Source organism: Pseudomonas psychrophila (genome assembly GCF_001043005.1).
Taxonomy (GTDB): domain Bacteria; phylum Pseudomonadota; class Gammaproteobacteria; order Pseudomonadales; family Pseudomonadaceae; genus Aquipseudomonas; species Aquipseudomonas psychrophila.
On record NZ_JYKZ01000012.1, the window covers coordinates 150,842 to 162,953 of the forward strand.

Sequence of the window (12,112 nt, forward strand, 5' to 3'; positions counted from 1 at the left end):
CTGTCATGGATCAGTCGCGCCGCTACTGTTCAGCTAGAATGGCCGCCTTGACGTTGCCGAGCCGCACATGACTACTGAAATGCCCAATGCCCAGATTGACTGGGATGACCAAGGTCGCCCCCATTCGCGGGTGTTTGATGACGTGTATTTTTCGGACAAGTCCGGCCTGGAAGAGACGCGCTATGTCTTTATCGAACAGAACGCACTTGCAGAGCGTTTCCAAAACCTGCCGGCCAATGGTCAGTTGGTTATTGGCGAAACCGGTTTCGGCACCGGCCTGAATTTTTTATGCGCCTGGCAGTTGTTTGAACAAAAAGCACGGCCCGACGCCCGCCTGCACTACATCAGTGTCGAAAAATACCCGCTTACCCGCCAGGACCTGCAGCGCGCCCTCGCCCTGTGGCCCGAGCTGACGACGTACAGCGAACAACTGCTTGCGGCCTACTTTGCGATTCACCCGGGATTCCAGACCCTGAGCCTGGCCAATGGCCGGGTCACCCTCACGTTGTTGATCGGTGACGTGCTCGAGCAACTGCCGCAACTGGACGCGCAAGTCGACGCCTGGTTTCTCGATGGCTTCGCTCCCGCAAAAAACCCCGATATGTGGACGCCCGAACTCTTCGCGCAACTGGCACGCCTGGCCGCTCCCGAGTCCACCATCAGTACCTTCACCAGCACCGGCTGGGTGCGCCGGGCGCTGAACGAGGCCGGCTTCAAGATGCGCCGTACTCCGGGCATCGGCCATAAATGGGAGATTCTGCGCGGCACTTTTGTTGGTTTGCCTGAAAACGTAACTGCAACATCCGGCGTCAAACCCTGGTTTGCCCGCCCGCCGCAGGTAAAAGGCCCGCGTAAAGCCCTGGTCATTGGTGGTGGCCTGTCAGGTTGTGCCAGTGCCAACAGCCTCGCTCGTAGAGGTTGGCAGGTGGTTTTGCTGGAGCGCCATGAGCGACTGGCCAAAGAGGCTTCAGGCAACCCTCAGGGCGTGCTGTATCTCAAACTGTCGGCGCACGGTACAACCCTGTCGCAACTGATTGTCAGCGGATTCGGTTACACCCGTCGCCTGCTGGAAGGCCTGCAACGCGGGCGTGACTGGGATGACTGCGGCGTTCTGCAATTGGGTTTCAATGCCAAGGAGGCCGAACGTCAGGCCCAGTTGGCCGCGGCCTTCCCGCCTGCGCTGGTGCATCTGGTGGATCAGCCCCAGGCACAGGCACTGGCCGGGATAGAACTGGCCCACGGTGGTCTGTTCTACCCTGAAGGCGGCTGGGTTCACCCGCCTGCGCTATGCCATTACCAGACCTTACACCCCAATGTGCACGTATTGACGCACCATGACGTGCTGCAACTGCACAGGGTCGATGACCAGTGGCAGGCCTGCCAGGACGACAAACTGCTGGCCCAAGCGCCGGTGGTGATTCTTGCAGGTGCCGCAGAGGTCAAGCGCTTCCCGGCCAGCAGCGGTTTGCCGCTCAAACGTATTCGCGGGCAAATCACCCAACTGGTAGAAACCCAACACAGCGCCGTGCTTAAAACCGTGGTCTGTGCCGAGGGTTATGTTGCCCCGGGCCGTCTGGGCGAGCATACGCTGGGTGCCAGTTTCGACTTCCATAACGAAGACCTGACCACCACCCCCGAGGGGCACCAGGGCAACCTCGACCTGCTGCAGGAAATATCCCCGGACATGGCCCAACGCCTTGGCGATGAACAACTCGACCCGCACACCCTGCAGGGCTGGGCGGCCTTTCGCTGCACCAGTCCCGACTATTTGCCGATTGTGGGCCCATTGACCGACCCGCAGCAGTTCGCAAGCGCCTATGCCGTATTGCGCAAGGATGCCCGCCAAGTGCCAGACACGCCTTGCCCCTGGCTTGCAGGCTTGTTCGTCAACAGCGGCCACGGTTCCCGCGGGTTGATTACCGCCCCCCTGTCGGGCGAGCTATTGGCTGCCTGGATCACCCATGAGCCCCTGCCCGTGCCACGGGTTGTCGCCGAGGCCTGCCTACCAAGCCGGTTCGGGCTGCGGGCGCTGATCAAAGGGCTGTAGATTCTTCTCCTGAACGTTCAAGGGCATCCAGCAGGGCATTGGTTTTTTCCAGACACCAGGCATCGACCACCCCGTCCATTTGATGGCGAATTTCTGCCACCCTGCGCAAATAGCGCTCATCGGTCATCTGCGGCGAGTTCAACAACAATTCGCCCAGACTGTCGAAATGGGGTTTGGTCAATGCGCTGTATTGCGCCTTGCTGGTCTTGATCAAGTAGTCCTTCCAGAATTGCTGGGTGCTGATAAACGTATTCAACTCCGGGGTTCTTTCAGCATTTTCGACTTCGAACTTTGCTACTTCGAGATCTGCCTGCGTCACTCCTGCCAGCCTCCCAAAGGACATGTTTCTCGGTTGTCCCGGCAGATCGAGGTCTGCGGCCAGGCCGATGCGATAGGCAAGATGCACCTCCAGCTCATCGGCGGCTTCTCCCGCCGCCAGCTGTCGATTGAAATGCGCGGCAGCAATTTGCGAGAGCTTATGCAGCCTGAACTGTTTTTTGCCCAGCGTTAACAATTGCCCCACCTCAAGCGAGGCATCCCGCGAAACAGCGGCCAGCTCCATCTGGACTTCCATGGCACTGAAGATAAAAGCCACGCTGTCTGAACAACTGCGCGGGGAAGCCGCTATATCCAGCACGTCACGGCGCAATACACTGCTTTCATTGGCGGCCTCGATCATTTCCCACACGCGTCGGCTGAGGTCGTGCCGCACGCTCTGGGCGTCCGCCGTCGAGGTCAAACGACTGATCACCACAAAAAAATCATCGGCGGCGGGTTCGGCGCGCAAAGCGTTCCACAATAACTCTCGCCTCCGGCGCTCTTGGGACGTAATACCCACCGTCCAAAACTCGAAGGCTGCGGCCTCACTCATCAGCTCTTCGCTTCTGATCCCCATGCTGCTGCCGCCTTGCATCACGTTACGCGCCAGGCGCAGGCGACTGGCCGCAGACAGTGGGTTACCGGACAACGAGATATGGCGCGTAAAGGTTGGCGAGGCCAGGTAGACATGCTCGGGTATCTCGGTGATACGGTTTTCTCGCAAGTCGGCAGACTCCAGCAGTGGCCTGGAAATAAGGCCTTGAGGCCACTGATCAAGCCCTGAGCGACGTAGATACACCCGGCGCAAATAGGCCAGGCCATTGAAACTCAGGAGTGGACCCAACACGTTGTCGTTGAGATTGAGCACTTCCAGCCGGTTCAACGTACTTAAGACCTCCATATTCTCAGCGCTCATGTACAACTGGTTACGCGCCAGGGACAAGCGCTGCAGGTGGGGCAAGTGCATTAGCTGAGCCGGAAAACGGGTCATGCGGTTGTTGTCCATTTCCAGCGACACCACCCCGCTGAAGTGCTCAAGAAATGAACCGGCGATATCTCTGCAGTCCATATTGCTTAATTTGAGTTCACGCACATGACTGAAGTCAGCCAGGTCTGGCAGTGCGGGCAGGCTGTCCAACCGAAAACCGCCCAGGTTAAGGCTGTAAACCTCATCGGGATTGGCCCAGGGAAGATGCTTCGGGCTTTTATGCCAACTGCGCTGAATCAGAACCGCGATCTGGTACCTGTCTTCCGAATAATCGTGGACGGTGTTGGTCACCAACTGCTCAATGGGCGTGGCATTGATCCAGCGTTGCAAGCTCTGCACCAGCGCCAATCGCTCACGTTTGCGCTGACGTAGGACATTCAGAGGGTCGAGACCCCGTTCTATCAAACCATCGAGGTAAATCAGCACCTGTTCATTATTGATGTCCGGGTAAATATCGCGAACCCGCCGTTGAAGCGCTGCAGAGTACCCACCAGGGTCCAGCCCGCATAACGGATAGCCGGTTTGGCCGCTCGGCAGCGTCACCGGTGGCTTGAAAACGGGTTTGATCGGCTGCATGCCCAGTACCCCGGCAGACTCTTGACGGGCCTGCGCGGCCAGCTTGCCCAGCGCCGCATTGAATTGCGTAGCATCTGCCGGCAAGGCAAAACCCATTGCCAGACGCTCATCAGGGGTCAGAGACGTAAACAATGCGTTCAACAATGGCACTGGCCCGCCCGGCTCCAGTACCTGCATCGAACCTCGCGGTGTGTAGCGCTGATAGCCCTGGGCCGTTTTGACCAGTACCCGCGCGCCCTTTGCCTCAACATTGCCCCATCGATGGGTGACAGTGCCCAGTAGCGAATTCTCTCGAATCTCCAGGGTCGCGTCGGCGGGCAGGCCGTGCAGTCGCGCCAGAAAATGCAGGGTTAAGTGATCGGTGTCGGCGCCGGCCAGAAACGGCAGGTAAAAACCCTCCAGGGCCCGATTGATCCGGCTCTCCCTGAGGTACAGGCGCGCCATTTCGCCCAGGGCCAAGGGCACCTTGGCGGTACGCAATAGTTCACGCTGGCTATCAGTGGCAGATTCGACCAAGTTTTGCGCCACAGAACGCGGCAGCCCCGCAAATGCCCTTTCAATAGGGATGGCTTGGGGCGAAGTCGAAACATCGAATTGACCGTAGAGATGACCAAAGACCGACGATCTGTTATCCCGCGCATAGGCTCCCATTGCCTGCGCCAACCGCTGTGCAACATCACCTGAAGTGCTCCCCTCTTGCCCCAACAACCCATTGATCTCTGTTTGCGACAACGCCCCCAGCACAGTGTCCAGCAACGTGCCCTGCTCAAGCATCGCAGGCGTCAGGTTGATCCGGGCCACGCTGCTGCCAGCGTGCGCCAGGCTGCGCCCCGAACTGTCCGCCATGGCCAGCCCTTTGCCCACAGGCCAGCCCGGCATCAATGGCAGTAGCTGCAACTGCAGATCAGCCCAGCGCTGGGCGTTGTACTCATGGGTACTCATCTGCTCGATAAACGCCGTGATCTGCCGATCGATTTCAAAGCGTTTGAGGCTGATCCTCAGCAAGGGCGGTGGCGCCAGGTTGTGCAGATGAACGCGACGCAATAACCCATGCGGCGTGTCAGTCAATAGCCGCACGTGCTCCAGGCTTTGAGCATCGAGTGACACCGCCGGACCACCCAGGCGCCCCATCAATGTCGCGCTGGCGTCCCATTCCAGCGGCCGCTCATGGGCATGCTGCCAAGCCCCTTGGCGGTTATGCAGCAATGCCGGCTTGAAAGCGGTTGGCCGTGCGGGGTGGGCAATACGCCATTGGTTAAGACTGGAATCAAATTCAGCCCGGTAGTGCTTGCCATTCACTTGCACACAGTCAGCGCCCTGGTACTTAAAAAAGCCCTGGGCGTCTGCCCTATGCTGCCGTTCACCAGCGGTCTTATGCTCATAGGGTTCCAGCTGCTTGTTCCACAGCCTTGCGCTGCCGTCATCGCGCAGGATGGGCTCAAAGCCTTCGAAGTGGTTTCTGGTGGCCTGACTGAGGCGACTGGCCAACGTACCCACGGCAGCAGCGCCCACGGCAATCGCCCCGTTGACGGCAATATCCCTGGCGACATTCAACAGATGCTCACGGGCATGATCGACATCGCCGTGCGCCCAATCCTCCACCCCCTCATACACTTCCTTCAACATTTGGCCGATGGCTACCGCCAGCATCACGTCCCCCAGCACCGGAACAAACAGGGCTGCAACGTTGATCAATAACAAGCCGGCATTTTTATAGGCTTGCCAGCGAGCTTCACGCTCTTGCTGGTCCAGAACCCCTGTTGGCACCGCCAGCACTTGCGCGTCGGCAAACATGTTCTTGAGTTGCACCGAGGTCAAATACTGCGCAGCGCTCATGCCTAGAGGCGCCGCCGTCAGGAACAGTACCTCAGGATGGGCTTTGACCTTTTGCATAAACCCGGCACGGTCCTTCAAGGCGACAAACCGTGCGAAAAAATCGGCATAGGCCGGGTCACGCAGGCGATGCTTCAATTCATCGGTAAAAACCTGAAGCGTACTGAATTCGAAAAAAGGCGCGACAGGATCGTTGGGGATATACGCAATCAGGCGTTGGCCTGGATGCAGCAGCAACGAGTCCGCAGAAAAAATAACGACCCCGTCGATGACGGTGTCGAGTATTGACATCGAGCTGTGAAAGATCGGCTTGCCGTCCAGTTGCACCGATGCTGTAGAGGCGGCATCAGTGGCCAAGGCCAACATTGCCAGCAACGCACTGTAGGCTGTCTGGCCGATGTTCTTTTTGAGAAATGCGATATGCGCATCCACCTGCATGTCGCTGGTTTTGAGTTGCCGAAGATTCCTCTCAGTGGCCAATTGTGTAGCGTTCGGGCTCTGGATGCCGGGAGCTGCAACCCCGAGAAACCATTGCAAATACAGCTGGTATTTAAGGCCCAGGTCCAGCCTGCGACACAGCGCTGCGATCTCATGAGGCAGGATTGGGCTGGGGCGCGCAGGGTGTCCACCGTGCAGGATCTTGCTTTGGGGATGGAACCCGTCAGCCTGGGATTCATCCACAGAAAAGTTTTGCAACGCGGCCCATAACAGCGTTTTAGGCTCATCGCGCACGGTGGTGTGACGCACTGTCAGCAGCAGTGTGTTGTCGGTCACCACGTGCACATGCACGGCGGCAAGATAGTCGCGATGAATATCCAGCGACGGGCCGAACGCGTACATCACCTCGGCCGCCAGAAGCGTCCCGCAATACGTTTCGACGCTTTGCAACTCGCTGAATTTTTTGCCTACCCGGCCATGCCACAGCCGGCTTTGGGCCATGGCGGCATTCAACGCATCAATGATGTCGGGAGGTGCGTCCAGCAGCCATCTGGGCATGTGGCTCTGAACCAGTTCCAGCGGTTCAAGATCGCTGAGTGTGCTCTGGCGCGCTTCCAGAGGGGGATAACGGTCGGTGCGTGTCATCTTCGAATGTCCAGGTGGGTGACCAAAATGAGTCGTCCAACCTAGCGTCACGCCTGTACCGAAAACCCATAGATAACTATGGGTTGCCCGCAACCTTGGGCCGCATGCAGCCCCATGCGTCATCGACCTCTTGTAAGTTTTATTGAACGATCCGGGTCTCAGTTACTCGATAAAACACGGTCATTTATCGCGCCGCGGGTGTTTTTTGCCCCGCGCCGCACGGGCTGGCGATGCGGCCAAGCGCTCCATCCCCCTTTAAAACCGGGCCCAAGCGCTACGTGGCGTCCCGCAAAGACGCTGACTCAACCTGTAGCACCACATGCCGAAATACCAAGGATTTAAACACCATGTGCGGATTAGCTGGAGAGTTACGTTTTGATCAACACCCTGCCGACCTGGCAGCCATCGAACGCATTACCCACCACTTGGCCCCCCGCGGGCCTGATGCCTGGGGTTTCCACAGCCAAGGGCCGATAGCTCTTGGCCATCGCCGACTGAAAATCATGGATTTGTCAGACGGCTCCGCTCAACCGATGGTCGACAGCCAACTGGGCCTGTCGCTGGCGTTTAACGGCGCGATCTATAACTTCCCTGAATTGAGAGCCGAGCTTGAAACCCTGGGCTACTCCTTTTACTCGGACGGTGACACCGAAGTGCTGCTCAAGGGCTATCACGCCTGGGGTGAAGCGCTGCTGCCAAAGCTCAATGGCATGTTTGCCTTTGCCATCTGGGAGCGCGATGCCCAGCGCCTGTTCATCGCCCGCGACCGTTTGGGGGTGAAGCCGCTTTACCTGTCGCGTACCGGTGAGCGCCTGCGCTTTGCGTCCACCCTGCCCGCGTTGCTCAAGGGCGGTGATATCAATCCGATGCTTGATCCCGTCGCCCTCAACCACTATTTGAATTTCCATGCTGTGGTGCCCGCACCACGCACGTTGATTGCCGGGATTGAAAAGCTCCCTCCAGCCACTTGGCTGCGTATTGATGCCAACGGTCACACCGAGCAGAAAACCTGGTGGACCCTGCCCTACGGCCCCCATGCCGACGAGCTGGATTTAACCCTCGAAGACTGGCGCGACCGTGTACTCGATAGCACCCGCGAAGCTGTGGCTATTCGCCAGCGCGCGGCAGTGGATGTCGGCGTACTGCTCTCGGGCGGTGTTGACTCCAGTTTGCTGGTGGGTTTGTTGCGGGACGTGGGCGTACAGGACTTGTCGACCTTTTCCATCGGGTTTGAGGACTCGGGGGGCGAGCGCGGCGATGAATTCCAGTACTCGGACTTAATCGCCAAGCATTACGGCACACGCCATCACCAACTGCGCATTGGCGAACACGAAATTATCGATCAATTGCCCGCTGCATTTCGCGCCATGAGCGAACCGATGGTCAGCCATGACTGCATCGCGTTTTACCTGCTGTCGCGCGAAGTGGCCAAGCATTGCAAGGTGGTACAGAGCGGTCAGGGCGCCGACGAATTGTTTGCCGGGTATCACTGGTACCCGCCTGTCGATGCCGCAGACGATCCTTATGCCGCTTATCGCGAAGCGTTTTTCGATCGTAGCTATGACGAATACAAAGCCACAGTGCAGCCGCAATGGCTGACGGCCAATGATGCGGCCGGGGATTATGTGCGCGAGCACTTTGCCCAGCCCGGCGCCAACGCCGGGGTGGACAAAGCCCTGCGACTGGACAGCACGGTGATGCTGGTGGATGACCCGGTCAAACGGGTCGATAACATGACCATGGCCTGGGGCCTTGAAGCCCGTACACCGTTTCTCGATTACCGCCTGGCCGAACTCTCGGCACGCATTCCGGCGCGCTTCAAATTGCCGGACGGCGGCAAGCAGGTGCTCAAGGAAGCGGCGCGACTGGTGATCCCAAGCGAAGTGATCGACCGTAAAAAAGGTTACTTCCCGGTACCCGGCCTCAAGCACTTGCAGGGTGACACGCTGAACTGGGTTCGCGATCTGCTGCTGGACCCCAGCCAGGATCGCGGCCTGTTTCAACCGGCCATGCTTGATCAACTGCTGACCAACCCGCAAAGCCAGCTGACGCCTCTCAACGGCTCCAAGCTCTGGCAACTTGCAGCCTTGAACCTGTGGCTGAGCGAACAAGGAATCTGATCGATGAAACCCCTCGCTACGGCTTACAGTCAGCGTTTGTTGCGTGGACAAACACCGTCCTACGAACGTCTGCAAGCGCGCTTTGCCGAAGACGGCAGCTCACTCGGTGCACAGCCCGTGGCCGTGCATTGCGGCTGGGGTCGGCTGCTGATCGGGCATACCTTCCCCGACCCCGCCACCCTGGCCAACGAGTTGCTCAACGAACAACCCGGTGAGCGTGATATCGCGCTGTATGTGGCAGCTCCGCAGCAAGTATTGGCCCAGTCGCCCCAACAGCTGTTTCTCGACCCGTCGGACACCTTGCGCCTGTGGTTCACCGACTACCGCCCGGCCACCCGTGTATTTCGCGGTTTCCGGATCCGTCGCGCGCAAAGCGAAGCGGACTGGAACGCGATCAACACGCTGTATCAGGCACGCGCCATGCTGCCCATTGACCCCACATTACTCACCTCCCGCGATCAAGGCGGGCCGGTGTACTGGATGGCCGAGGATGAAGACAGCGGCGCCGTGATTGGCAGTGTCATGGGCCTGAACCATCACACTGCGTTCCACGACCCGGAAAACGGCAGCAGCCTCTGGTGCCTGGCGGTAGACCCCCAGTGCTCGCGGCCCGGTGTAGGTGAAGTGCTGGTACGGCATTTGATCGAGCACTTCATGAGCCGTGGCTTGAGCTACCTCGACCTGTCAGTGCTGCACGATAACGCTCAAGCGAAAAGCCTCTACAGCAAGCTGGGCTTTCGTACCCTGTCGACCTTTGCCATCAAGCGCAAAAATGGCATCAATCAACCGCTGTTTCTCGGCCCTGGACCCGAAGTCGGGCTCAATCCCTATGCCCGGATTCTGGTTGAAGAAGCCTACAAGCGCGGGATTGATGTGCAAATCGACGACGCGCCTGCCGGACTTTTCACGCTCAGCCACGGCGGACGACGGATTCGTTGCCGCGAATCCCTGAGCGACCTGACCAGCGCTATCAGCATGAGCCTGTGTCAGGACAAATGCCTGACCCACAAGGTGTTGCACCAAGCCGGATTGAATGTGCCCAGCCAGCAACTGGCCGGTAGCGCCGACGACAATCTGGACTTTCTTGAGCAGCACTCGCGGGTGGTGGTCAAGCCTGTGGATGGCGAGCAAGGCAATGGCGTGGCGGTGGATCTGGACAGCCTCGAAAAGGTGCAAGTGGCCATCGAGGCTGCGCGGGCATTCGATAGCCGTGTGCTGCTTGAAAGCTTCCACGAGGGGCTCGACCTGCGAATTGTGGTGATCGGCTTTGAAGTTGTCGCAGCCGCCATCCGTCGCCCGGCTCAGGTGACGGGTGATGGCCTGCACAGTGTGCAACGACTGATTGAGGCTCAAAGCCGACGCCGACAGGCCGCCACTGGAGGTGAAAGCCGGATTGCGCTGGACGCAGAAACCCTGCGCACCGTGCAAGCCGCTGGCTATGAATACGACAGCATCTTGCCAGCAGGCCAGGTGCTCGCCGTACGCCGCACTGCCAATCTGCATACCGGCGGCTGCCTCGACGATGTGACCGCCGTGTTGCACCCGGTGCTGGCCGACGCGGCCATCCGCGCCGCCCGGGCGCTGGATATCCCCGTGGTCGGACTGGACCTGATGGTGCCTGCCGCCGACCAGCCCGAGTACGTATTTATCGAAGCCAACGAACGGGCTGGGCTGGCCAACCATGAGCCGCAACCGACCGCCGAACGTTTTATCGATTTACTCTTCCCCCACTGTCAGCCTGCTCTCTAGCTGACCGGCCCTCAGGAGCTTTTATGAATCGCACCCTCCCTGAACCCGACCTCGATTACCTGCAACGGGTATTGCTGGAAATGCTCGCTATCCCAAGCCCCACCGGGTTTACCGACACCATCGTGCGCTATGTCGCTGAACGCCTCGATGAGCTGGGGATCCCCTTCGAGCTGACCCGGCGCGGCACTCTGCGCGCCACCCTCAAGGGTCAGAAAAACAGTCCGGACCGGGCCGTTTCGGCACACTTGGACACCATCGGCGCCAGTGTACGGGCGATCAAAGACAATGGCCGCCTGGTTCTGGCGCCCGTAGGCTGCTGGTCCAGCCGCTTTGCCGAAGGCAGCCGGGTCAGCCTGTTCACTGACAATGGCGTGATTCGCGGTAGTGTCTTGCCGTTAATGGCTTCCGGCCATGCTTTCAATACCGGCGTGGATGAGTTGCCGATCAGCTGGGACCATATCGAGTTGCGTCTGGATGCGTATTGCGCAACCAGGGCCGACTGCGACTCACTGGGGATCAATATCGGCGACTACGTGGCCTTTGATCCGTTGCCGGAGTTCACCGAAAGCGGCCATATCAGCGCGCGGCATCTGGACGACAAGGCCGGGGTGGCAGCACTGCTCGCCGCACTGAAGGCCATTGTGGACAGTGGCGAGCAACCGCTGATCGACTGTCATCCGCTGTTCACCATCACGGAAGAAACAGGCAGTGGCGCGGCGGCGGCATTGCCATGGGATGTAAGCGAATTTGTGGGGATTGATATTGCCCCGGTAGCGCCGGGCCAGCATTCAAGCGAGCATGCTGTGAGTGTGGCGATGCAGGATTCTGGCGGGCCGTATGACTATCACTTGTCGCGGCATTTGCTGCGCTTGGCCAGCGATAATGAACTGCCAGTGCGACGAGACATGTTCCGATACTACTTCAGCGATGCCCATTCGGCCGTCACCGCCGGGCATGACATCCGTTGCGCCTTGCTGGCGTTTGGTTGCGATGCGACCCACGGCTACGAACGCACCCATATCGACAGTCTGGCGGCGTTGAGCCGATTGCTGGGCGCTTACATACTGAGCCCACCGGTTTTTGCCAGCGATGCGCAGCCTGCGCAAGGCTCACTGGATCGCTTCAGCCATCAGATTGAGCACGATGCACAGATGGAAAGCGACACACGAGTGCCGTCGGTGGAGAGTCTGGTGGGGGATAACCGGAACTGAGGCAAGGTCAAAAGCCCCTCACCCTAGCCCTAGCCCTCTCCCACGGGAGAGGGTTGGGGTGGGTAGAAACCGAGTACATCGTTTACGTTTAAGACCGGGTACATCGTTTACAGGTATTAATCATGGTCAGGAGGTACTGACCATGCCCTGGAAACGAGAGTCCGTAATGGATCAGCGAGTTAAATTA

5 protein-coding genes are annotated in these 12,112 nt (G+C 59.1%); 4 read left to right on the plus strand and 1 reads right to left on the minus strand.

Translation table 11 applies throughout. The features are described 5' to 3' along the window. The first annotated feature begins 67 nt into the window (after nt 1–67). Nucleotides 68–2,047, plus strand: coding sequence for a bifunctional tRNA (5-methylaminomethyl-2-thiouridine)(34)-methyltransferase MnmC2/FAD-dependent 5-carboxymethylaminomethyl-2-thiouridine(34) oxidoreductase MnmC1 (gene mnmC / locus TU76_RS20720; RefSeq protein ID WP_048352433.1), 1,980 nt, complete (start codon nt 68–70; stop codon nt 2,045–2,047). On the opposite strand, the gene TU76_RS20725 is transcribed toward mnmC, so the two are convergent. Further along, on the minus strand, nt 2,034–6,845 hold the full coding sequence (locus TU76_RS20725) for an NEL-type E3 ubiquitin ligase domain-containing protein (RefSeq protein WP_048352434.1): 4,812 nt from the start codon (nt 6,843–6,845) through the stop codon (nt 2,034–2,036). The genes mnmC and TU76_RS20725 overlap by 14 nt on opposite strands. 347 nt (nt 6,846–7,192) lie before the next feature. Here TU76_RS20725 and TU76_RS20730 point away from each other — a divergent pair, with 347 nt between their 5' ends. Genes TU76_RS20730 through TU76_RS20740 form a run of 3 tightly spaced genes read left to right on the plus strand, consistent with a single transcriptional unit; the run spans nt 7,193 to nt 11,925 of the window. Continuing rightward, nucleotides 7,193–8,965: an N-acetylglutaminylglutamine amidotransferase gene (locus TU76_RS20730; protein WP_019828483.1), complete on the plus strand. Its 1,773-nt coding sequence runs from the start codon at nt 7,193–7,195 to the stop codon at nt 8,963–8,965. Between the two features lie 3 nt (nt 8,966–8,968). Then, nucleotides 8,969–10,714, plus strand: coding sequence for an N-acetylglutaminylglutamine synthetase (ngg, locus tag TU76_RS20735; RefSeq protein ID WP_046809467.1), 1,746 nt, complete (start codon nt 8,969–8,971; stop codon nt 10,712–10,714). Nucleotides 10,715–10,737: 23 nt separating this feature from the next. Continuing rightward, the gene (locus tag TU76_RS20740) at nt 10,738–11,925 is read left to right on the plus strand and encodes an osmoprotectant NAGGN system M42 family peptidase (RefSeq protein WP_019828486.1); all 1,188 of its coding nucleotides are present in this window, start codon (nt 10,738–10,740) and stop codon (nt 11,923–11,925) included. Nucleotides 11,926–12,112: the final 187 nt, after the last annotated feature.

What these genes read in the sequence shown, in the direction of transcription:
- mnmC (WP_048352433.1), top strand. Translation starts at nt 68, where the DNA reads ATGACTACTGAAATGCCCAATGCCCAGATTGACTGGGATGACCAAGGT.
- TU76_RS20725 (WP_048352434.1), bottom strand. Translation starts at nt 6,845, where the DNA reads ATGACACGCACCGACCGTTATCCCCCTCTGGAAGCGCGCCAGAGCACA.
- TU76_RS20730 (WP_019828483.1), top strand. Translation starts at nt 7,193, where the DNA reads ATGTGCGGATTAGCTGGAGAGTTACGTTTTGATCAACACCCTGCCGAC.
- ngg (WP_046809467.1), top strand. Translation starts at nt 8,969, where the DNA reads ATGAAACCCCTCGCTACGGCTTACAGTCAGCGTTTGTTGCGTGGACAA.
- TU76_RS20740 (WP_019828486.1), top strand. Translation starts at nt 10,738, where the DNA reads ATGAATCGCACCCTCCCTGAACCCGACCTCGATTACCTGCAACGGGTA.